Here is a 24,375-nt window from a genome sequence, read left to right as displayed (position 1 = left end):
AATTAGCGCAAAAAAAAAACCTTGATCCAGATTTATAAAAATCGATTTGGAGCTCAAGGTTTAATTAAAATGATTAATAGCAATGCAAAGGTAGTCTTTTTTTTACTTCATCAAAATTTTAAAGTTAACTTAAGGTTAAATTTATTAACATTTGTTAATTGTACTTCATTTTTCTTAAAATTCTTAATGATTCTTTATATGAATTGTAAACGTCTTTGTTGTATGCTTTTAGGTAGGGTTTTGCTTCGTTAAGCTTGTCTATGGCTTGATAAAACAAATTTAAATAACAAATTAAATAGGTTGCAGGAAGGTTTTTTAAATCAAGCTCGTCTCTTTTAGTAAGTGTTATGTTTTTTTTTAGTTTTTCTAAAATGGCATTGTTGGTGTTATAGGTGTGATGAAGCTCTTTTTTATTAAATTGAGGAGGTTTAAATAGTAATTTGGTTTCTATATTGTAGTTTGCATTGTCTTCAAATTTAATTAAGGTTTCTTCAAGTTTGTAGTATTTATTAGAGCCTTGTAAACCTAAGTTTACGTATTCAATAATTTTAAAACTATCATCATTAATATCTATTGAAACTTCGTCTAGTGCCGAAAAAAATAATCGTACTTGTTCGTTAATTAATTCTATATCCACACGAGAGTAAAAAGTTTCGTTTTTTACTACTTTTTGTTGGCCAGCCCAACATACTACGAAATACTCTTTAAATACTTTGTATTGTGCATTAAAGTCTTTTCGGTTTTTCATAAAATCGAAAACTCCATTTAAAGTATGCTCGATATTGTTTTGCGCGTGTTTTTCAATAGCTTCAACAATTTTAGAGTTTACATCTTTAATTTCAATGTCAAAAACTTTAGGCATACTCATGCTGCCGTCTCTAAAAAAAACAGAACCGCCATAATATTTCCAAATATTTTTTCTTAAAGAGGTAAGTTTTCCGGCTGCTCTAATGGTAACCAAACCAACTACTTTGTCGTCTGGTAAGTGAGGAAACGGAATGTTTTCGTATTGCACTATTGGCGGGTTGGTTAAATAGGCATTAATAAGGTTTTGAATTTTGCTATCGTCAAAAAAATCGACACCAATAATGTTATTGTCTTCGTCCTTTACCCCAATAACTATAAACGAATTGTTTTTTGGGTTGCTATTAGATAGTGCGCAAACGTGTTTTAAAAATTTTGCTTTTCCTTCTTTGTGACCTATATCTATTTTACGCTTTTTATCATAAAAACTGTTCTCATCGTTATGAGCTAAAAGATGTTTTATAAGAAGGCGTTTATTAATCATGTTTGGTGTTCTAGCAAGACTTTAATTTTTACATTATAACGTTTTTTTTTACAGTTGTAGAGTTGGCTTGAGCGGTTGGAAATACTAGTAGATCGGCAATATTAACATGTGGCGGTCTGGATACTGCAAAATAAATAATTTCTGCAATATCTTTTGCTTGCAAAGCTTTGTAGCCTTTGTAAACGCTATTTGCTATAGCATCGCCTTTAAAACGTACTTGAGAAAACTCGGTTTCTACCAAGCCAGGATTTATAGATCCTACTTTAATTCCAAAAGGGTTTAAATCTATACGCATGCCTTCGGTAATCGCTAAAACCGCATGTTTACTAGCGCAGTACACATTTCCTTTTGGGTACACTTCTTTTCCTGCAGAAGATCCAATGTTTATAATATGTCCAGATTGTCGTTCTGTCATTTGCGGTATTACAGCTTTGCTAACATAAAGCAGTCCTTTAACGTTAATATCCATCATGGCATCCCAGTCATCAATATTTCCAGATTGTATAGGGTCTAAACCATGTGCATTTCCTGCATTGTTAATAAGTATATCTATGGTTTTAAATTTTTTCGGAAGCGTTTTAATTGCATTAAAAGCTTTTTCTTTATCGCGTACATCAAAATTTAAAACATGAACTTCTGTTAAGCGTTCTAAAGCTTTTTGTATGGTGTTTAGGCGTTCTATACGTCTTCCGCATAGTACTAAATTAATACCTTGTTTTGCAAATTCGTAAGCGGTGGCTTCGCCAATTCCGCTTGTTGCTCCAGTAATAAGGGCTGTTTTTTTCATGTATTATAAATAATTATTTATAAAAATAGTTAAAAGCCATTATATAAAAATAATGATGTATTATCTATTTAAGATAAACTTATAATAATTTATTGTTAAATACCATTAACATTGAGATTCCTTAATATTTTTAACCATTTTTTAACACGGTATCAATAAAAATTTTAACATTTTGCAGGGCATAAATAAGTACTGTATTTTTAGGCTTAAAATAAAAATTAAAAATGATGGAAGAAACAGGTACAATTGATATTAAATCAATTAACGAGAAAATTGAAAAAGAAAGTGCTTTTGTTGATTTACTAATGCTTGAGATGAATAAAGTTATTGTAGGTCAAAAACACATGGTAGAGCGATTGTTAATTGGCTTATTGGGTCAAGGACATATTTTGTTAGAGGGTGTTCCTGGATTGGCAAAAACATTAGCTATTAATACATTGTCTCAGGCTGTAGATGGAAGCTTTAGCCGTATTCAATTCACACCAGATTTGTTACCTGCCGATGTAACAGGTACATTAATCTATAACATGAAGGTTAATGATTTTTCAATTAAAAAAGGACCAATTTTTGCCAATTTTGTATTGGCAGACGAGATAAATAGAGCGCCAGCAAAAGTGCAATCGGCTTTATTAGAAGCTATGCAAGAAAAGCAAGTTACAATTGGCGATGAGACCTTTAAATTAGATAAGCCATTTTTAGTAATGGCAACGCAAAACCCTGTAGAACAAGAAGGTACTTACCCGTTGCCAGAAGCGCAGGTAGACCGTTTTATGCTAAAAACAGTAATTGATTACCCTAAAATTGATGAAGAGCAATTAATTATGAGAGCTAATTTAAAAGGTTCTTGGGATAAGGTAAAGCCTGTAGTTTCTATATCTCAAATAATAAAAGCTCAAGACGTAGTTCGTGAAGTTTACATGGATGAAAAAATTGAAAAATATATTTTAGATATTATTTTTGCAACACGTTACCCAGATAAATATAGATTACCGGCTTTAAAACCATTAATTTCTTTTGGAGCTTCTCCTCGTGGAAGTATAAACTTAGCAACAGCAGCAAAATGTTATGCCTTTATAAAGCGTCGAGGATATGTAATTCCAGAAGATGTTCGTGCGGTAGTTTACGATGTATTAAGGCACAGAATAGGTGTAACTTATGAAGCCGAAGCAGAAAATGTAACTTCGGTTGATATTATCAATAAAATAGTAAACGAAATAGAAGTGCCATAAACAAGTTTCTAGAATTTTATTTTGGTAAGTAACTACTTGCTAAACAAAATACAAAAACTTAACGGTTTATTGATAACTGAAAACTGCGACTGAAAACTGTTTACTTAATTGATGGATACTAAAGAATTACTAAAAAAAGTACGTAAAATAGAGATTAAGACACGCCGGCTGTCTGATCATATTTTTGGAGGAGAATACCACTCTACCTTTAAAGGTCGTGGTATGACTTTTAGTGAAGTACGCCAATATCAATTTGGTGACGATGTAAGGAATATCGATTGGAATGTTACCGCCCGTTACAACGAGCCTTATGTAAAAGTTTTTGAAGAAGAACGCGAACTTACCATGATGCTTATGGTAGATGTTTCGGGATCCGAACTTTTTGGTACAAATAAGCAATTTAAAAACGAGGTTGTTACCGAAATTGCTGCAACACTAGCATTCTCTGCAACACAAAACAACGATAAAATAGGTCTTATTTTATTTTCAGACAAAGTAGAGCTTTATATTCCGCCCAAAAAAGGACGCTCGCATGTGCTTCGTATTATTCGAGAACTTATAGAATTTCAACCCGAAAGTAAACTTACTAATTTGGCCGAGGCTTTAAAATTCATGCAAAACGTTATGAAAAAGAAAGCTATTGTATTTGTGTTATCCGATTTTATTGCAGACGATTATCATCAAACCATGAAAATTGTATCCGGAAAGCACGATGTTACTGGTATAAGGGTTTATGATAAGCACGAAGAAGAAATTCCAAACTTAGGAATAGTGCAAATGCAAGACGAAGAAACAGGCGAGTTAATGCTAGTAAATACAGCATCAAAAAAAGTGCGCCAAAACTATAGTAAATTTTACAACCAAAAAGTAAACTATTATAAAGAAAGTTTTAGCAAATCTGGAGCAGGGGCTATAAATTGTCGTGTAGATGAAAGTTATGTTAAGAAACTACTAGGCTATTTTAAAAGAAGAGGATAATTTAAGTTAAAAATAAAAAGTGATTAAGGATAAGTTTCAAAATAAAAATAATAAGAAAACACTTAAAATTAATTTTAAGCTCTTTTTTGTATTTGCCTTTTTGCTATTTACAATGGTTTTAAATGCTCAAGTATCATCAACTATAGATTCAACATCTATTAAAATAGGAGAGCAAATTACGTACCATATTCAAGTTGAAACAGATACTACAAAATTGGTTGTATTTCCAGAAGGACAAACATTTTCGCCTTTAGAAATGATTGAATCCTACGACATAGATACACTTAAAAAAAAGGATAAATATAGCCTAATAAAAAAATATGGTTTAACTCAGTTTGATTCTGGATTGTATACCATTCCAAGACAAAAAATTATTTTAGGAGATAAAACTTTTTTTACCGATTCGTTAAAAGTAGAAGTTAGAAACGTAGTGGTCGATACTACACAAGGACTTTATGATGTAAAACCAATTATTGGTGTTGAAAAACAAGGCAACGATTGGTGGAAATACGTGTTAATTACACTTTTGGTTATTGGTGCTTTATCATTTTTATTATACTGGTTTATTTGGAGAAAAAAACCACTAACAGACGACGAGAAAATTGCCCTATTACCACCCTACGATAGAGCAAAATTGGCTTTAAAAAAATTGGATGATAGCTCGTATTTAGAAAACCAAAATTTAAAAAGTTATTATTCAGATTTAACGTTTATAATTAGAAAATATCTTGACGAAAAAGTATATGATAGAGCTTTAGAAAGTACTACAGACGAGCTAATATCAAGATTAAATTTACTTAAAGAAAGCAATCAAGTAACTTTAAGTCATGAAGATATAAAAAACTTAGAAAGCATTTTAAAACGTGCCGATTTAGTAAAGTTTGCCAAATCTGCACCCGATATTGAGTTGGCAAAAATTGATAGAAACACTATCGATTTAGAGATAGACCATGTTAAAGAAGCTTTGCCCGAACCAACCGAAGAAGAAAAGCTTTTAGACGAAAAATACAGAGAAGAGCAAGAACGTAAAAAGAAACGTAAAAAAGTATGGCTAACCGTTGGTATAAGCATTTTTTTATTGTTTGCTACTTTAACAGGATTTTCAATAAAATATGGTTTTAGTTACGTAAAAGATACTATAATAGGTCACGATAGTAAAGAGCTACTTGAGGGCGATTGGGTTCGTAGCGATTACGGGTTTCCGCCAATATCAATAACAACACCAAAAGTTTTAAAAAGAACAACGCCAGAGTTACCAGAAGAAATGGCTCAACAAATAGAGTTAACACAATTTAGTTACGGAAGCTTAATTGATAAATTTCAGATTCAGGTAGCCACCACTAAAATTAAAAATTTAGGAGAAAATAAAATAGATTTAGAGCAAGCTTTGGATGGCACATTAAAACTTTTTGAAAACGCAGGAGCTCAAAATATAATTACCAAAAACGAAAAGTTTGAAACGCCAAATGGTGCTGAAGGAATAAAAATTTATGGCACTATGGATTCGCCAGTTTTAGGAACAGATAAACTTGAAAAAGGCAGATACGTTATTCTAGGTTTTACGGCAGAAAGTGTTATACAACAAGTTATGCTTTTCTATAAAGAACAAGATAAATATGCCGAACAAATAGTAAGTCGTATTTTAAATTCGGTTGAACTTAAACCAGCAGAATAGTAATGTTAGAAGGAATTGAATTTGTAAATAAAGAATTTTTTTGGTTGCTATTGGTACTTCCATTGGTAATTCTTTGGTATGTTTTTAAACATAAAAGGCAAACTGCCGAGCTTAAAATATCAAGCTTAAAAGGTTTTAAAATTACCAATTCGTGGCTACCAAAATTAAGGCATTTATTATTTGGTTTGCGCTTAATAGCTTTAGCTTTATTAATAATGGCTTTGGCCAGACCACAATCTGTAGATGTATCTACAAAAACAAAAACAACAAGAGGTATAGATATTGTAATGGCTATCGATGTGTCTGCAAGTATGCTAGCTAAAGATTTATCGCCAAACAGATTAGAAGCCTTAAAAAAAGTAGCAGCCGAATTTATAAAAGGAAGACCAAACGACAGAATTGGTTTAGTAGAATATGCCGGAGAAAGTTACACAAAAACACCCATAACTAGCGATAAATCAATAGTATTGCGCTCGCTTAGAAGTATAAAGTATAATAATATTATAGAAGGCGGCACAGCCATTGGTATGGGGTTAGCCACTTCGGTAAACCGTTTAAAAGATAGTAAAGCATCAAGTAAAGTAATTATTTTATTAACCGATGGTGTAAATAATTCTGGATTTATAGACCCTAAAATAGCTAGCGAATTAGCTGTCGAGTATAATATAAAAACATACACTATTGGTTTAGGAACAAACGGTATGGCACTTTCGCCTATAGCTATTTTACCAAACGGAAATTTTCAATACGGGCGTATTCAAGTAGAAATTGATGAAGAGTTACTTAAAGAAATTGCAGAGGTTACAGGCGGAAAATATTTTAGAGCAACAAATAATAAAAAACTCGAAGAGATTTATAGTGAAATTAACAAGCTAGAAAAAACCGAAATAGAAGAGTTTAAATACTATAATTACGAAGAAAAATATAGACCTCTAGTAATTTTAGCAGGAGTATTATTACTCCTAGAAGTATTATTGCGGTATACTGTTTTTAGAAGCTTCGTTTAAAAAAAGAAAATAAAACCAATAAAAACGTTAAAGTTTTAATATTGGAATTTTTAAAAAAATATGTTTCAATTAGAAGAAAAAATATGGTTTTGGGCATTAGCAATTATTCCTGTAATAATGCTATTATTTTTATTACTTCAGTTTTGGAGATATAAAACACAAAAAAAGTTTGCAGATAATGCATTGCTTAAAAAATTAAGCCCAAACAGATCGGTTTTTAAATCCGTTTTAAAAATCATTGTTTTAACTTTAGCATTTATATGTTTAATTATAGCTTTAGTAAACCCTAAAATTGGCACAAAGCTTGAAACCGTTAAACGAGAGGGTGTAGATATTGTATTTGCTATAGATGTTTCTAAAAGTATGTTGGCAGAAGATATAGCCCCTAACCGCTTAGAAAAATCAAAGCAATTAGTAACCCAAATTATTAATAATTTGGCTAGCGATCGGGTGGGTATTATAGCTTATGCAGGAAAAGCGTTTCCGCAATTACCTATTACAACAGACTATGCATCGGCAAAAATGTTTTTACAAAACATGAATACCAATATGTTATCATCACAAGGAACAGCAATAAACGAAGCTATTAAATTAGCTAAAACATACTTTGATGATGAAGAGCAAACCAACCGCGTACTTATTATAATATCAGACGGAGAAGATCATAGCGAGCAAGCAGCCATTGTTGCAGAAGAAGCAAGCGACGAAGGGATAAGGATTTTTACCATAGGTGTTGGCGATGTAAAAGGAGGACCAATTCCAGAAAAACGTAATGGCGTTGTTTTAAGCTATAAAAAAGATAATCAAGGCGAAACGGTAATTACCAAGTTAAACGAAGAAACGCTTCAAAATATAGCTTCAGAAGCAAAAGGAGCCTATATTAATGGAAAAAACACCAATAATGTTGTAGAACAAATTCGAGAGATATTAAACGCCATGGATAAAACAGAATTTGAAGCTAAAGAATTTGCCGATTTTAAAGATCAATTTCAATGGTTTTTAGGTTTCGGAATTTTCTTTTTACTTATAGACATTTTACTGTTAGAACGAAAAACAGCATGGCTTAAAAAGTTAAACCTATTTAATGAAAATTTATAAAATTTTTAACGCCAAAAACACACAAGATTCTATAAATTAGAAGTAAAAATGAAACAAATAGCAGTACTTATATTAACACTAACAAGTTTATTTTCGTTTTCTCAAAACGAGAATAAAGAGTTATTGTTAGCAGCTAAAAAAGCCAATAATTTTGTTTATCAAGGCAATCAATTAATTGAAGGCGAAGATTATGTTTTGGCCGAAATGGCCTATAGAAAAGCCATATCAAAACAATCAACAACCAAAGCAGCAGCTTATAATTTAGGAACATCGTATTATAAAAACGGTAAATTAGAAGAGTCGCTTTATAGACTTGAGCAAGCTACAAAAACAGCAACCTCAAAATCCGAAAAACACAAAGCATTTCATAATATTGGTAATATATTAATGGAAAATAAAAAATGTAAAGAAGCTGTTGAAGCTTATAAAAATGCTTTAAGAAACAACCCTTCTGATGATGAAACACGTTATAACTTAAGCGTAGCTAAAATTTGTGCAGAACAGCAGAAACAAGACGACCAAAACAAGGACGATAAAGAAGATAAACAAGACAATAAAGACAAGCAAAACCAAGATAAAGAGAACCAAGATAACAAGGAAAACAAGGAAAACAAGGAGAATCAAGACCAAGATAATAAAGACAAAGAAGGCGAAGACAAAGAGGATAAGAAAGACGACGGCGACCAAGAGAAAAAAGAAGGAGACGATGAAAAAGATGAAGATGGTAAGCCTAAAGATGAAGAAAAAGATAAAGGTAAAGGAGAGCAAGACAAGAAAAAAGAACAGCAAAAACCACAACCTAAACCTGGGCAATTGTCTCCGCAGCAAATAAAAAACCTCTTGGAAGCCATGAATAACCAAGAACAAAAAGTTCAAGAAAAAATGAATGCCGAAAAACAAAAAGGCGTAAAAATTAAAACAGAAAAAGACTGGTAAAACAGGCTAAAGCTTAAATAAAATAATCATTTGTCATGTTTGGCGTAATTCAAACATCTCATATTAATTATAATGAAACTTAAAAACACTTTATACATACTATTTTTTCTTATTACGGCCCTTGCATCAGGTCAAATAAAATTTAATGCTAAGGTTAGTAAAAACAAGCTTGGTGTAAATGAACGCTTGCGTGTTGATTTTGAAATGAACCAAGATGGAGATAATTTTAATCCACCAGATTTTGCAGGGTTTACCGTTGTAGGAGGTCCAAATCAATCGGTTAGTAATTCATGGATAAATGGTAAACGGTCTTTTAAAAAAACATACACCTATTTTTTAGCTCCAAAAAAGCGAGGCAGTTTTACCATTTCTCAAGCAACTATAAGTATAAACAACGAGGTTTATAAAACAACACCAATAAAGGTTGAGGTTACAGCCGCTGTCGATATTCCAAAAGATCCTAACGACCCTAATTACCTAGCCTCAGAAAGCATTCATTTGGTAGCAGAAGTCTCTAAAACTAATCCCTATTTAAACGAAGCCATTACTGTAGTTTATAAATTATATGTGTCGCCTAAAATAGCAGTTGATAATTGGAATGAAATAGATACACCTAGATATAACGATTTTTGGAGCCAAAATATAAATACGCAAGGGCAAAAAGTACAAAACGGTACTTTTAAAGGTGAAGATTATAGGTTTTTAGTATTAAGAAAAACGGTATTATATCCTCAAAAAACAGGAAAACTAAACATAGAACCCTTAACTCTAGATTTGTCTATGCGTGTGCCAACCAATAGGCGAGATATTTTTGGTAGCTTATTAATGACACGAATTAATAAAACTGTTTCGGCAGGTAATAAAACCATTAATGTAAAAGCCTTGCCAGAAAACGGAAAACCTGTAGACTTTACTGGCGCTGTAGGTGTTTTTAAATTAGATGTATCGCCATCAAAAACAGAGTTAGATGCTACAGAATCATTACAACTTAAAGTAACTGTATCTGGTAATGGAAATTTAAAACTATTTAAATTACCTAAAATATCTTTGCCAAGTTCTTTAGAGGTTTACGAGCCCGAACACAAAGAGGAGGTAAGAACAAATTTATCTGGTATGCAAGGAAATATTTCCGATAGTTATACCGTAGTACCACAATTTAAAGGTAAATATCCTATACCAAGTATTTCATTTTCATATTTTGATTTAAATACAAAATCGTATAAGCGATTATCTTCTAACGAAATTGTAATAAATGTATTAAATGGACCTTCAAACAATTCATCTTTAACCGAAAACAACAACGTATCAAATAATAAACAAGCAGTTGTTTTAAATAGCGATCAGTTTGCATTTATTAAAACCAAAACTAATTTTATAGCCATTAAGGAAAATCATTTTTTTAAATCTAATTTGTTTTGGGGTTTGTTGTTATTGCCTTTTTTAGCCATTCCGCTAGCAATAATTATTCGAAAAAAGAAAGCCACAAGAGATGCCGATGTTTCTGGAAATAAAATTAGAAAGGCCAATAGGTTGGCAAAGAAATATTTAGGGAGTGCAAAAAAGTCATTAGGTCAAAAAGAAGCCTTCTATATAGCCTTAGAAAAAGCACTACATAATTATTTAAAAGCAAAACTACATATTGAAACTAACGAGTTAAGTAAAGATAAAATTAAAAACTTGTTAAATGAAAAAGGTGTAGAAAATACTGTTATAAAAGATTTTGAAACCATATTGCAAAGCTGTGAATTAGCAAGATACACACCTATTGATATTGTAACCATGCAAGAGGATTATGATAAGGCTGCAAAAACAATATCGTTAATTGATAAACAAGCTCGTTAATTATGAAGAAGTTATTTTACATAGTATCGTTTTTGTTTAGTTTTGGGTTGTTTGCCCAAAACCAAACGCTATTTAATAAAGCTAATGCGCTGTATAACCAAGGCAAATATGCCGAGGCGATAGATAACTATATGGCCATTTTAGAAACAGAAAAACATTCTGCAGACCTATATTATAATTTAGCTAATGCGCATTACAAGCTTAATAATATTGCGCCAAGTATATATTATTTTGAAAAAGCATTATTATTAAATGCTAATGATGCCGATATAAATAATAATATAGCTTTTGCAAAAAACATGACTATTGATGCTATTGATGTTGTGCCAGATGCAGGATTTTCAAAAGTATTAAATACAACTACAAACAAAATGTCGTTTAATACTTGGGCTAAAACCGCGGTAATTTTAGTGTTTAGTTTTGTTATTTTATTTTTAGTGTATTATTTTGCTTATTCAACACTAAATAAGCGCTTAGCTTTTATAGGTAGTATTACATCTTTAATTTTGGTTTTTATAACGCTTGCTTTTGCTTTTCATAAATATAATTTAGACAAAAAAGACAATCCAGCTATTGTTTTTGCACAAGAAAGTAAAGTAAAAAGTAACCCAAATTCTAGAAGCGAAGAGTCTTTTAGATTGCACGAAGGCACTAAAGTTCAAGTTTTAGAAAGTTATAACGATTGGAAAAAAATAAAACTTTCTGATGGAAAAGAAGGGTGGATGCTATCAAGTGATTTAAAGTTGTTAAAACATTTTTAAGTATGTTTGTAATATAGTTTTAATTAAAATTTAACACCAATATTTAGTATAAGTGTTATATTTGCTTTTTTTAAATTTTTGATGAAAAAACAAATTACAGCAATATTTTTTCTAGTTTTATTTATGGGGCTCATAGCAGCTCCATCTGTTATTGTTGTATTAGACGACTCTGTAGATACCTCAATTTTTTATTCTATAGCCGAAGAAGAAGAAAGCGGAAAGTCTAAAAATTTATTATCTCCATTTTCAATGGCGTGTAATGATTATCTAAGTAGTATTTCATTAAAAAAGCTTCAACGTTTTGGATATTACTTTAAAAACTACCCAAAACCACATCTCAATTTAATTTCTCCACCGCCGGACCATACATAATTTAATTTCGTTTTCTGGCCTAATGTAGGAAAAGAAAGGCCTTATCAATTAAGTTAAATCTTTACTGGTTTTTTAAAAAATAAAACTAGTAGATAAATAAGTATGTATGTTTAAAAGTATTAAGAATGACTTACCAGCGAGTATAGTCGTATTTTTTGTTGCTTTACCTTTGTGTTTAGGTATAGCATTAGCTAGTGGAGCGCCACTATTTTCAGGATTAATAGCAGGTATTATTGGAGGTGTTGTTGTAGGAGCTTTAAGCGGCTCTAAAATTGGAGTTAGTGGTCCAGCGGCAGGTTTGGCCGCTATAGTATTAACAGCTATAGGAAGCTTAGGAGGTTACGAAAACTTTTTAGTAGCAGTTGTAATAGCAGGAATTATTCAAATTATATTTGGAGTATTAAAGGCAGGTGTTATTGGGTATTATTTCCCGTCTTCTGTTATAAAAGGTATGTTAACAGGTATTGGAATTATTATTATTTTAAAGCAAATACCTCACTTTTTTGGTTACGATGCAGAGGTTGAAGGCGCAGATAGTTTTATAGAAAGCTCGGGAGAAAATACATTTTCGGCTATTTTTAATATTACCGACCACCTAATTTTAGGCTCATTAATTGTTGGTGTTATTAGTTTAGCAATAATATTATTTTGGGATAAAGTATTATCTAAAAAAGCTAAAATATTTAAAATTATTCAAGGGCCTATTGTTGCTGTAATTGTTGGAATTATATTTTATGCACTAACTAAAGATAATAGTAGCTTGTCTATAGCATCATCGCATCTTGTAAACGTGCCTATACCAGACGATTTTTCATCATTTTTAGGGCAATTTAGTTTCCCAAATTTTTCAGCAATAACAAATCCAGATATTTGGGTTGTTGCGTTTACTATCGCTTTGGTAGCAAGTTTAGAAACATTATTATGTGTTGAAGCAACCGATAAATTAGACCCTCATAAAAATGTAACTCCTACCAATAGAGAGTTATTAGCTCAAGGATCAGGAAATATTATTTCAGGATTGGTTGGTGGTCTTCCTATTACACAAGTAATTGTAAGAAGTTCGGCTAACATTCAGTCAGGAGGTGTATCAAAAATGTCTGCAATAATTCATGGTTTTTTAATATTAATATCTGTAATAATAATACCAAAATTATTAAACATGATTCCTTTATCTGTATTAGCAGCTATACTTTTAGTTGTGGGTTATAAATTAGCAAAACCTAGTTTATTTCTTAAAATGCATAAATTAGGTTGGAAGCAATCTATTCCATTTACAGTAACTGTTTTAGGAATCGTTTTTATAGACTTACTTTGGGGTATTGGTTTAGGTCTAGCCGTTGGTATTGTTGTTATTTTACTAAAAAGTTACCAAAACTCACATTTCTTACATATTGAAGATAAAAGTAATGGCAAACATAAAATTAAAATGACGCTAGCCGAAGAAGTTACCTTTTTTAATAAAGGAGCTATATTAAAAGAGCTAGATAGCTTGCCAAGAGATACCTATTTAGAATTAAATCTTCTAAAAACCAGGTATTTAGATAACGATATTGTTGAAATTTTAGATGACTTTACTTTTAAAGCTCAAGAGCGAAATATAGATATAAAATTGGTTTCCAAAAGAGGTGTTGAAGAAAACCCTACTAGTTTTAAAGAGTTTTTTGATACTAGACCAAAATCAAGTATAAGTCTAAGTTAATAGACCATGAAAGCTAATAAATATAAAATATTAGTGCTTTCAGATTTAAATAAATCTATTAACACGACATTAAAAAGCACGTTTAGTTTTGCTAAAAAACTAAGTTTAAGTGTTGATATTGATCTTTTTTGTGTTGTAAAACCTGTTGATGTTGTAAAAAAGGATAACCAATTATCTGCAATGCGTACAGTAAATCAAGAGTTTTTTAAAGCAACAAAAAAGCTAGAAAGTTTAATAGAGCCTTACACTAAAGATACTCATGTTAATATTAAGTATACTTATATAGTAGGGCATGTTAAAAATGAAATTAATAGCTATATTGATGAAAACCAGCCAGATATTGTTGTTTTAGAAAAAAAGAAATTTAAACCTTTAAATTTGGTGGCAAATAATTTAACAGATTTTATTCTAAAAAAACATAAAGGCGATGTTCTAATTGTTAACAACAAGAATATTTTAGAGGCTAATAAAGAATTTTCATTAGGATTATTAAATCATACAGAGAATATATTTAATTTATCTGCTACTAAAGATTTAATAAATCAATCTAAAGAGACATTAAAATCATTTAGAATTGTAAACAGTTTAAATAGTATATCAGAACAAAAAAATAAAGAAAATAATAAAGACATAACTGAATATGTCTTTGAGCATAATGACAATACCGTAAATAGTTTAAAAAATTATTTAACCATAAATAATATTAATTTGTTATGTATTGAAAGAAGCGAAAAAAATAATAACGCTTTAGAAAAAATAACGTTTAAAAACATAATAAATAAGGTAGATACAGCTGTACTGTTAACATGCTAAAAACAAAATAAAATAATTAAATAAAAATTATGAAAGCACATACAAAAGAGACGCAGTCTACAATGACTCCAGAAAAATCAATTCAATTTTTAAAAGAAGGAAACATTAGATTTCAAAATAACTTAAAAGCAAATAGAAACCTTTTAGAACAAGTAAACGATACTAGCGAAGGGCAATTTCCGTTTGCAACAATATTAAGTTGTATAGACTCAAGAGTATCTGCAGAGTTGGTTTTCGATCAAGGTTTAGGAGATATTTTTAGTGTAAGAATAGCAGGAAACTTTGTAAACGAAGATATATTAGGAAGTATGGAATTTGCATGTAAACTTGCAGGAACAAAAGTAATTGTAGTATTAGGGCATACTAGCTGCGGAGCTGTAAAAGGCGCTTGCGACGATGCAAAATTAGGAAACCTAACAACCATGTTAGGCAAAATTAAACCCGCTGTAAATGCAGTAATAGAACCTAAAGAAGAAAGTCAAAGAAATTCTAAAAATTTAGATTTTGTTGATAATGTATCAAAAAAGAATGTAGAACTTACTATAGATAGAATTCATGCCGAAAGCCCAGTACTTTCAGAAATGGAAAAGAACGGAGACATTAAAATAGTTGGCGCTATGTACGATATAAATACAGGAGCTGTAAACTTCTATTAAACCAATTAATAGAATAAAATTTTTATAAAAAATAAAGTATAAATTGTGGTTGTATAAGTAATAGTATTTATGCAGTCTCAACTTTAAAAACATATAGTTTCTATATACAGATTCGTATTCTTAAATAATAGCATCCATATTTTTTAACTTAAAAAAACCAATACTTAATATAGTATTGGTTTTTTTTTTGAATAATATGAATTAACTTAGGAATTCTTAAAACACATAAATATGAAAAACTTATTTTCAAACCTAAAAGGAGATGCCTTTGGCGGAATTACTGCAGGAATAGTAGCATTACCATTGGCTTTAGCTTTTGGAGTGTCGTCTGGGTTAGGGCCAACCGCAGGACTTTATGGCGCTATTTTTATAAGTTTTTTTGCAGCGCTTTTTGGTGGTACAAGCACACAAATATCTGGGCCAACGGCACCCATGACAGCTGTAAGTATGGTTGTAATTGCTGGTATTATTGCAACTAACGATGGCGATGTTAGTAAAGCTATGCCAGTAATACTTACTATTTTTTTACTTGCGGGTTTAATGCAAGTTGGTTTAGGAGCTTTAGGCTTAGGTAAATACATAAGATATATACCATACCCTGTAGTTTCTGGTTTTATGACAGCTATAGGAGTTATTATTTTATTAACACAAATTTTGCCATCTCTAGGATATTATCCAAAAGAAGATATGGAATTTGTAAACACTTTTAAACCTCAAGCACAAGAGGTAATTCTTGAAAATATATTAAAGGAAGAAGCCGGAGAAGGTATTTTGGTACTTGAAAATTTTGAAGAAACTATAAATCGTGCACACGAAATTTCGCAAGAAGCCATTTTAAAAGAATCTCAAACTTTAGCAGCCAAAGAAACCTCTGGCGCAATGGGAGCAATAATAGCATTACCTAAAGCTTTACAAAATATTAATTGGCTTGAATTAATATTAGCCTTAGGAACTATTTTTATAATATATGGTTTTAAACGAATTACAAAAGCAGTCCCTAGTACGTTGGTAGCTTTAGTAGTAATGTCTGGAATTGCTGTAGGCTTTGGCTTAAATTATAGACCTATTGAAGAGATTCCAAGCGGGCTCCCAGTTCCAAATCTAGAAATATTTACCACTTTTAAATTAAGTAGTGTAACGCCTTACATTTTTACAGCATTAACATTAGCCTTATTAGGTGCTATCGATTCTTTATTAACAAGTGTTGTGGCAGATAACATGACTAAAACAAAACACAAACCAAATAAAGAATTGGTTGGTCAAGGTATAGGTAACAGTATCGCGGCTATTTTTGGAGGAATTCCTGGTGCTGGAGCAACCATAAGAACCGTAGTAAATATTACCTCGGGTGGTAAAACTAAGTTGTCTGGAATGATTGCCGGAATTATGTTGTTAATAATCCTATTAGGTTTAGGCCCAATAGCATCGCAAATTCCAGCAGCAGTTTTAGCAGGTATTTTAATTACAGTTGGTATAGGTGTTATGGATTATAAAGGATTAAAAGCCATACCAGCGCTTCCTAGAGATATTAAAATAGGACCATTAAAAATGAGTTCGGAAGTGCTAATTATGTTAGTTGTTTTATTTCTTTCAACATTTTGGAATTTAGTTTATGCAGTAGGCATAGGCTTGGTAATAGCCTCATTAATGTTTATGAAAAAAATAGGAGATTTAACCGCAGAACGATCAGATCTAAAATCATTAAAAGAAGAAGCTTGGGCAGACGAGTCGGGTTTTCCAACAAACTTAAAAGAAGAAGTGTTTATAAAACATATAAAAGGCCCTTTGTTTTTTGGTTCAACTAGCGATTTTCAAGCATTATCACAGCAAATTCCAAATACAGCAAAAACAGTTATTATAAGGCTAGGACGTATGCAATACATGGACCAATCTGGGTTATATGCCATGGAAGATATGCTACAAGAGTTAAAAAAGAACAATGTTGAAGTTTTATTTGTAGGTCTATTAAGGCAACCACGCTACATGATGGAACGTATTGATATTATACCAGATTTTATTCCAAACCAGCATATTTTCAAAGATTTTAAAACCTGTTTAAAATGGGTTAAAGAAAATGTAAAAGACACCATATAATTTGTTTTTAAAACTTTAAAAACAAAACTATTAAGAGTAAAAACAATTTTAAAGCATATTATTTTATGCCTCGCTGTCTTGAGTTTCGAAATCCTTATCCTCTGCATTAAGTAAATTAGGAAAAACAGTAGGCAATAAAGATTTTACATGTTTGTAAAGTACAGTTTCATCAATACTATCTTTATCAACAAAAGTTATAGTATTATTCATTTTATCAAAAATATTTAAAACTACACTTAATATTAGCGCAATTTTTAAAGCCCCAAAAAGGCCTCCAGCAAGTTTATTAATAATACCTAAGGCAGCAAAATCGGCTAATTTAGTTAGTGCCTTTCCAGCAAGACCAATGGCCATAACAATAATAACAAACGTAATGGCAAAGGCAACAATTTTTATAGTTTTCTCGTTCCAGTCTGTTTTTGTTTGTAAAAAATCTCCAACAAAATTGCTAAAATGGATAGCGCCATAAACACCAGCAACCAAAGCAATTAAAGACGCCACTTCAACAAAAAGCCCTTTCATTAAACCACGAACAAGTCCAAATAAAATTAAAGCCCCTAAAACAATATCTATAACACTCATAATTAAAGTAATTTAAAACAAATATAAAATAATACTAACACTTAGGTTTATTAACTTTGTAGCTTTAAAATTATTATGGCAAGAGACGAACAATTAAAAGAACGTTGGGAAACAGTAGTAAAAAAATTATCCAATCAATTTGCCGATGGCGATAATCTAGATCTTGATGCTATTATATACTTAATAGGCGTACAAGAGTTAGGGCAATTAGATAGAACATTTAAAAAAGACCAAAAGCTAGACCTTATGCATATTGCCATATGTAAACTACTTACACCTTATGGTTATTACGAACTCGATTTTGTAGATAACGATGGGTGGCCACACTATAAAACACTAGAAACCTTACCACATTTAAAGGCAGGAGAGCAAAGTGTTTTAATGAAAGAAGCTATTGTGAATTATTTTTTAGAAACCGAGTATATTAATTAAAATAAAATGGGCGTTACCCGTAAAGGGTCGGGCTTTACGTTGCAATCTTTTTATTCGTGCCTTTAAAAAGGATTTCCTCTGCAATCCCTAACGCAATTCACGTAAAAAATAGTAAATTTGCCATCATTTTGTAAAAGGTCATGATAGATAAGATAAACCAACTCATAGCAGAAGCCGAAGCATTTAAAACCCAATCGAAAGAAGAGGTAGAAGCTTTTAGAATAAAGTACTTAGGTAAAAAAGGATTATTAAACGAGTTTTTTGCAGAGTTTAAAAATGTAGCAAACGACCAGAAAAAAGAATTTGGTCAAACTATAAATAAACTAAAAAAAACAGCCGAAGAAAAGGTAAAAGTTTTAAAAGAAGAGCTAGAAAGTAAAGAAGAAGTAAAAGGTATTTATGGCGATTTATCTCGCCCTGGTCAACCTATTCAAATAGGAGCACGCCACCCTATATCAATAGTTAAAAATCAAATTATCGATATTTTTTCACGAATAGGATTTAATGTAAGTGAAGGCCCAGAAATTGAAGACGACTGGCATAATTTTACAGCATTAAACCTACCCGAGTATCATCCAGCTCGCGATATGCAGGATACGTTTTTTATACAAACAGATCCAGATATTTTATTGCGTACCCATACCAGTTCTGTACAAGTACGTTACATGGAAAATAATAAGCCACCAATACGTACCATATCTCCAGGTAGAGTGTATAGAAACGAAGCCATATCGGCTCGGTCACATTGCTTTTTCCATCAAGTAGAAGGTTTATATATAGATAAGAATGTAAGTTTTGCCGATTTAAAGCAAACACTTCAGCACTTTACAACCGAAATGTTTGGTAAAAGCAAAATACGTTTACGCCCTTCATATTTTCCTTTTACAGAACCTAGTGCCGAGGTAGATGTATATTGGGGTTTAGAAACCGAAACCGATTATAGAATAACAAAAGGAACCGGTTGGCTAGAAATTATGGGATGCGGTATGGTAGATCCTAACGTGCTAGAAAACTGCGGAATAGACTCTACTCAATACTCTGGTTTTGCCTTTGGTATGGGAATAGATAGAATTACAATGTTATTACACCAAATAGGCGATATTCGTTTATTAAGCGAAAACGATGTGCGTTTCTTAGAGCAGTTTAAATCTGCATTGTAATTGCATAAAATACATAGATAAAAGCCGGCTATTATTAGCCGGCTTTTTTTGTTTAACAATAATTTAACTTCGTTAAGTTCGGTTTGTTCCGAACCAAAATGTATATTTGCACATAGTTTTACTATAAATTCTATATAGAGTTTCCAACAATAAAAAAAAATATGGATAACATATGTAAAAAGAAAATGGCCTTAGTAGAAAAACTAGGCGTGCATTTAGAGAATAGAGAAAACCTAGCACCAGTAGCAGCTAGAATTATGTCGTTTGTAATACTTACAGGAAAAAAAGGCACTACTTTCGAAGAAATGGTAACTATTCTTTGTGCAAGTAAAAGTACTATTTCAACACACTTAAATCACTTACAAGATTTAAATAAAATAGAGTATTTTACTAAAACCGGAGATCGTAAAAAGTACTTCGTAATTAATAAAGACTCGGTAATTCAACATATAGATAATCTAATAAACGAATGGCATGAAGTACGCCAACTACATTTGGAAATTAAGAGCTATAAAGAGACAATAAACACTAAAAAAATAGAAAATAAAGAAGAGAAATTCGATTTAAATTTTCATAACGATTATATCAAGTTTATTGATGGCGCAACAGCTTCAATACAAGAATTAAGAACAAAAATAGCTGATAAAAAATTCGATCTTTAAAACCATTTAAAATGATAAATAAATATATAAATAGTGTACTAATATTTAGTACTTTTTTGGTTTTATTAAGTTGTGGAAACAACAATAAAAACCAAGCAGCAACACAGGTGCCTCCAGCTCCTTTCCCTATTGCTAAACTACAAAGTAAAACGGTAACGGGATATACAGATTATCCAGCAACTATTGAAGGAGTTGTAAATAGCGATGTTAGAGCAAAAACATCTGGATACATAGAAAAAGTATATGTTGATGAGGGCCAAAAAGTAAGAAAAGGCCAAGTTTTATTTAAACTAGAAACGCAATCATTAAGTCAAGATGCTGGAGCGGCAAAAGCACGTGTTAACGTTGCACAAGTCGAGGTTGATAAATTAGTACCATTAGTTGAAAAAAATATTATTAGTCCAGTACAATTAGAAACAGCAAAAGCCAATTTAGCACAAGCAAAAGCGAATTATAGTAGTGTGTCTGCAAACATTGGTTATGCAACAATTAAAAGTCCTATTGATGGCTACGTAGGTGCAATAAATTTTAGAGAAGGTGCTTTAATAAGCCCGAGCGATACAACACCTTTAACAACCGTTAGTGAAATAGACCAAGTATATGCGTTTTTTAGCTTTAACGAAGCGCAATATATAAATCATTTACAACGAAACGGAGGTAAAAGTAAAGCAGAGCGTATTAAAAATTCGCCAGATTTAAGTCTAGTGCTTGCAAACGGTAAAATTTATTCTGAAAAAGGACGCATTCAAACCAGTACAGGTCAAATTAATCAAAGTACAGGAACCATTAAAATTAGAGCTGCATTTGATAATCCAAATGAAATTTTAACCAACGGGAATAGCGGTAAAATTAGGTTTCCAATTGAGTATAAAGATGCAATAGTGGTACCTCAAACTGCAACTTTCGAGCAGCAAGGAAATATCATGATATTTAAACTTGGTGAAAATAACAAAGTTAAAACTACCATTTTAAAAATAAAGGGAACTGTAAACAACTTGTATGTAATTGAATCTGGTTTAAGTATTAACGACATAATTGTAGTGTCTGGTATAGGTAAATTAAAAAATGGAATGGAAATTTTGCCACAAGAAACTTCATTTGATGATGCCATAAAACCTGTAGCAACTTTATTTAAAAACTAACTAACCTCAAACATATTAGTCATGTTAAAAACATTTATTGAAAGGCCAGTACTTTCAACAGTAATCTCTATTATCATAGTTTTACTAGGCGTTATTAGTATAACTAGTTTACCTATAGAAGAATACCCAGATATTGCTCCGCCAACAATTAAAGTGTCGGCAAATTATACAGGAGCAAATGCAGAAACCGTATTAGAAAGTGTTATAGTTCCTATTGAAGAACAAATAAACGGTGTAGAAGGAATGACATATATAACATCTACCGCATCTAATAACGGAACAGCAGAAATTACAGTTTATTTTAATCAAGAAATGGATGCTGATATTGCCGCAGTAAATGTACAAAATCGTGTAGCTAGAGCAACACCATTATTACCCCAAGAGGTAACACAAACAGGTGTAACCACGCAAAAGCAAGAAACAAGTGCATTGATGTTTATATCCATGTATTCTGAAAGTGATAATTACGATGCTACATTCATTCAGAATTATTTAAAAATTAATGTTATTCCAGCCATGCAACGTATTAATGGTGTAGGAGATGTAAGTGTATTTTCTCAACAAGATTACGCCATGAGAATATGGTTAAATCCAGAAAAATTAGCATCATATAATTTAATGCCTTCAGATATTTCTGCAGCATTAGCAGAACAAAACTTAGAGGCTGCAGCAGGAGCTTTAGGTGAAAATAATGGAGAGTCTTTTTCTTATACTTTAACATATAGCGGGCGTTTTAAAAACGAAAGTCAATATAGCGATATTGTAATTAAAGCGTTAGGTAATGGTGAGTTTTTACGATTAAAAGATGTAGCAACTATAGAGCTTGATGCGCAATCATATTCCTCAAATGCTATGAGTAAAGGACACCCAGCTGTATTTATGGGAATTTTTCAAACGAAGGGCTCTAACGCACAAGAAATTATTGAAAATATAAAAATAACTCTTGATAAAGTAAAAGCAGATCTTCCAGAAGGATTAGATATTTTTGTGCCTTACGATACGAGTTTATTTTTAAACGCTTCTATAGATAAGGTTGTAACAACTTTATTAGAAGCCTTTTTGCTGGTATTTTTAGTGGTATTTGTTTTCTTGCAAGATTTTCGTTCTACTTTAATTCCGGCTATTGCGGTACCTGTATCTATTATTGGTACATTCTTTTTTCTAAATGTTTTTGGGTATTCTATTAACTTGTTAACATTATTTGCATTAGTACTTGCAATAGGTATTGTAGTAGATGATGCTATTGTGGTTGTCGAGGCTGTCCATGCCAAAATGGAAGAAGGTGAACACAACCCTAAAAAAGCAACATTAACAGCTATGAACGAAATTTCAGGAGCCATTATTTCTATCACTTTAGTTATGGCGGCTGTATTTATTCCTGTAACTTTTGTAACTGGTCCAACAGGTGTTTTTTATGAGCAGTTTGGTGTTACTTTAATTATTGCTATCCTTATTTCTGCAGTAAATGCATTAACCTTAAGCCCAGCTTTATGTGCTTTATTATTAAAAGAGCATAAAGATGATAAAGAGTTAAAAGGAAAAAGCCCATTACAACGTTTCTACACTTTGTTCAATCGTGGATTTAATGCAACTATTGAAAAGTATGGAAAATCGCTTCAGTTTTTATACAAAAGAAAATTTGTGTCAGTACTGTTATTAATCATTGCGGTAATTGGAATTTATTGGGCTTCAACAACAACTCCAACAGGTTTTGTTCCAAATGAAGATAGAGGAATTATTTTTGCAAATATCGAATTGCCACCAGGAGCCTCACTAGATAGAACAGATGCTGTAGCTAGAAAATTATATGATAAAGTAGAGGGTATTGAGGGTGTTGTAGCTGTAAACTTTATTAAAGGTAGAAGTTTAATAAGCGGTGCAGGTAGTAACTTTGGTTTTGGAATTATTAAGCTTGAAGACTGGGAAAATCGTACAACCCCTTCTCTTTCGGCACAAGCAATTACTGGGAAATTATTTGGTATAGCATCAACCATACCAGATGCTAATATTATTTTCTTTTCTCCACCAAGTATTCGTGGTTTTGGTAATTCGTCTGGTTTTGAAATTAATTTGTTAGATAAATTTGGTGGTGAGTTTACAGATTTAGATAAAGCTAATAAAGATTTCTCAATGGCTTTAATGCAGCACCCAGAAATTAAATATGCAACATCGGCTTTTAATACAAACTATCCGCAATATGAAATGGAAGTAAATGTGCCTTTAGCAAAAGAAAAAGGAGTTTCTGTAACTAGTATATTTTCAACATTGCAAGGGTATATAGGCGGAATTTATGCCTCAGACTTTTCTAGGTTTGGAAAACAATTCAGGGTATATATTCAAGCCTTACCAGAAGATAGAGCCGATAAAAACGCTTTAAACAGCATATATGTAAGAACGAATAATGGTGAAATGACGCCTATTACAGAATTTGTAAACTTAAAAAGAGTATATGGCCCACAGTCTGTAACGCGTTTCAATTTATTTAATTCTACATCTATAACAGGAGCAACTAACAATGGTTATAGTACAGGTGATGCTATTAGGGTAATTGAAGAAGAGATCGCGAAATTACCAAGTAATTATACCGTTGCGTATTCTGGTTTAACGAGAGAAGAGGTAAATGCAGGAAACCAAACCACATTTATATTTATATTAAGTATTCTGTTTGTATATTTCTTATTAAGTGCACAATATGAAAGTTACTTACTACCATTTGTAGTGGTATTGTCTTTACCGTTTGGTGTGTTTGGTGCCTATATAAGTACAAAGTTTTTTGGCTTAGAAAACAATATTTATTTCCAAATAGCCTTAATAATGCTTATTGGACTATTAGCAAAAAACGCAATACTTATTGTCGAGTTTGCTTTACAAAGACGAAAAAATGGGGAGTCTATTGTTGAGGCGGCCATTCATGGTGCAAAATCACGTTTACGACCTATTTTAATGACCTCTTTCGCATTTATTTTAGGATTAATGCCCCTAGTGTTAGCAAAAGGTGTTGGTTCTGAGGGAAATAATTCTATAGGTACAGGAGCTGCTGGCGGCATGCTTATAGGTACTGTTATAGGTGTTTTTGTAATTCCAATCTTATTTATATTATTTCAATGGCTACAAGAAAAAGTGTCTAGTAAGCCAGTAATACAAACTATTGAAGAATAAAAA

General features: G+C 31.6%; 21 protein-coding genes. 18 read left to right on the top strand and 3 right to left on the bottom strand.

The window, feature by feature from the left end; genetic code table 11:
• Positions 1-154 precede the first annotated feature (154 nt).
• Positions 155-1,288, bottom strand: a complete 1,134-nt coding sequence (locus ACNG5D_RS11295) for an ATP-binding protein (protein WP_418183627.1) — start codon at positions 1,286-1,288, stop codon at positions 155-157.
• A 28-nt stretch (positions 1,289-1,316) separates the two neighbouring features.
• Positions 1,317-2,075, bottom strand: a complete 759-nt coding sequence (locus ACNG5D_RS11290; RefSeq protein ID WP_418183626.1) for an SDR family NAD(P)-dependent oxidoreductase — start codon at positions 2,073-2,075, stop codon at positions 1,317-1,319.
• A gap of 227 nt (positions 2,076-2,302) precedes the next feature.
• On the opposite strand from ACNG5D_RS11290, the gene ACNG5D_RS11285 reads away from it, so the two are divergent.
• From ACNG5D_RS11285 to ACNG5D_RS11225, 13 genes are all read left to right on the top strand, one after another.
• Positions 2,303-3,304 carry an AAA family ATPase gene (locus tag ACNG5D_RS11285; RefSeq protein WP_418183786.1) on the top strand — a complete coding sequence of 334 codons (1,002 nt, stop codon included), beginning with the start codon at positions 2,303-2,305 and terminating at the stop codon, positions 3,302-3,304.
• A gap of 111 nt (positions 3,305-3,415) precedes the next feature.
• A complete protein-coding gene (locus ACNG5D_RS11280) occupies positions 3,416-4,282 on the top strand; it encodes a DUF58 domain-containing protein (protein ID WP_418183625.1) in 867 nt (288 codons plus the stop codon).
• Positions 4,283-4,349: 67 nt separating this feature from the next.
• A complete protein-coding gene (locus ACNG5D_RS11275; RefSeq protein WP_418183785.1) occupies positions 4,350-5,957 on the top strand; it encodes a hypothetical protein in 1,608 nt (535 codons plus the stop codon).
• A 2-nt stretch (positions 5,958-5,959) separates the two neighbouring features.
• Positions 5,960-6,964 (top strand): vWA domain-containing protein, encoded by a 1,005-nt coding sequence (locus ACNG5D_RS11270; protein WP_418183624.1) that lies wholly within the window; start codon positions 5,960-5,962, stop codon positions 6,962-6,964.
• Positions 6,965-7,024: 60 nt separating this feature from the next.
• Entirely contained in the window at positions 7,025-8,062 is a 1,038-nt protein-coding gene (locus ACNG5D_RS11265) for a vWA domain-containing protein (protein ID WP_418183623.1), read from the top strand.
• A 48-nt stretch (positions 8,063-8,110) separates the two neighbouring features.
• Positions 8,111-8,998, top strand: coding sequence for a tetratricopeptide repeat protein (locus tag ACNG5D_RS11260; protein WP_418183622.1), 888 nt, complete (start codon positions 8,111-8,113; stop codon positions 8,996-8,998).
• A 72-nt stretch (positions 8,999-9,070) separates the two neighbouring features.
• Positions 9,071-10,840 carry a BatD family protein gene (locus ACNG5D_RS11255; RefSeq protein WP_418183621.1) on the top strand — a complete coding sequence of 590 codons (1,770 nt, stop codon included), beginning with the start codon at positions 9,071-9,073 and terminating at the stop codon, positions 10,838-10,840.
• 2 nt (positions 10,841-10,842) lie between these two features.
• On the top strand, positions 10,843-11,601 hold the full coding sequence (locus ACNG5D_RS11250) for a tetratricopeptide repeat protein (RefSeq protein WP_418183620.1): 759 nt from the start codon (positions 10,843-10,845) through the stop codon (positions 11,599-11,601).
• An 81-nt stretch (positions 11,602-11,682) separates the two neighbouring features.
• Complete coding sequence (locus tag ACNG5D_RS11245) at positions 11,683-11,973, top strand: hypothetical protein (RefSeq protein ID WP_418183619.1); 291 nt, start codon at positions 11,683-11,685, stop codon at positions 11,971-11,973.
• A 106-nt stretch (positions 11,974-12,079) separates the two neighbouring features.
• The gene (locus ACNG5D_RS11240; RefSeq protein WP_418183618.1) at positions 12,080-13,672 is read left to right on the top strand and encodes a SulP family inorganic anion transporter; all 1,593 of its coding nucleotides are present in this window, start codon (positions 12,080-12,082) and stop codon (positions 13,670-13,672) included.
• Positions 13,673-13,678: 6 nt separating this feature from the next.
• Entirely contained in the window at positions 13,679-14,485 is an 807-nt protein-coding gene (locus tag ACNG5D_RS11235) for a hypothetical protein (protein ID WP_418183617.1), read from the top strand.
• 29 nt (positions 14,486-14,514) lie between these two features.
• Positions 14,515-15,141, top strand: a complete 627-nt coding sequence (locus ACNG5D_RS11230; RefSeq protein WP_418183616.1) for a carbonic anhydrase family protein — start codon at positions 14,515-14,517, stop codon at positions 15,139-15,141.
• Between the two features lie 231 nt (positions 15,142-15,372).
• On the top strand, positions 15,373-17,235 hold the full coding sequence (locus ACNG5D_RS11225; protein ID WP_418183615.1) for a SulP family inorganic anion transporter: 1,863 nt from the start codon (positions 15,373-15,375) through the stop codon (positions 17,233-17,235).
• Positions 17,236-17,298: 63 nt separating this feature from the next.
• Here ACNG5D_RS11225 and ACNG5D_RS11220 read toward each other — a convergent pair whose 3' ends face one another.
• Entirely contained in the window at positions 17,299-17,817 is a 519-nt protein-coding gene (locus ACNG5D_RS11220; protein ID WP_418183614.1) for a CvpA family protein, read from the bottom strand.
• Between the two features lie 75 nt (positions 17,818-17,892).
• Here ACNG5D_RS11220 and ACNG5D_RS11215 point away from each other — a divergent pair, with 75 nt between their 5' ends.
• From ACNG5D_RS11215 to ACNG5D_RS11195, 5 genes are all read left to right on the top strand, one after another.
• Complete coding sequence (locus ACNG5D_RS11215) at positions 17,893-18,249, top strand: hypothetical protein (protein WP_418183613.1); 357 nt, start codon at positions 17,893-17,895, stop codon at positions 18,247-18,249.
• Between the two features lie 140 nt (positions 18,250-18,389).
• Entirely contained in the window at positions 18,390-19,409 is a 1,020-nt protein-coding gene (gene pheS / locus ACNG5D_RS11210) for a phenylalanine--tRNA ligase subunit alpha (protein WP_418183612.1), read from the top strand.
• Positions 19,410-19,570: 161 nt separating this feature from the next.
• Positions 19,571-20,071: a GbsR/MarR family transcriptional regulator gene (locus ACNG5D_RS11205; protein WP_418183611.1), complete on the top strand. Its 501-nt coding sequence runs from the start codon at positions 19,571-19,573 to the stop codon at positions 20,069-20,071.
• Between the two features lie 11 nt (positions 20,072-20,082).
• Positions 20,083-21,213, top strand: coding sequence for an efflux RND transporter periplasmic adaptor subunit (locus ACNG5D_RS11200; protein ID WP_418183610.1), 1,131 nt, complete (start codon positions 20,083-20,085; stop codon positions 21,211-21,213).
• A gap of 21 nt (positions 21,214-21,234) precedes the next feature.
• Positions 21,235-24,372, top strand: a complete 3,138-nt coding sequence (locus ACNG5D_RS11195) for an efflux RND transporter permease subunit (protein WP_418183609.1) — start codon at positions 21,235-21,237, stop codon at positions 24,370-24,372.
• The last annotated feature ends 3 nt before the right edge of the window (positions 24,373-24,375 follow it).

Source organism: Algibacter ulvanivorans (genome assembly GCF_048381495.1).
Lineage (GTDB): Bacteria > Bacteroidota > Bacteroidia > Flavobacteriales > Flavobacteriaceae > Algibacter_B > Algibacter_B ulvanivorans.
This window is presented reverse-complemented; position numbering and strand designations above follow the sequence as displayed.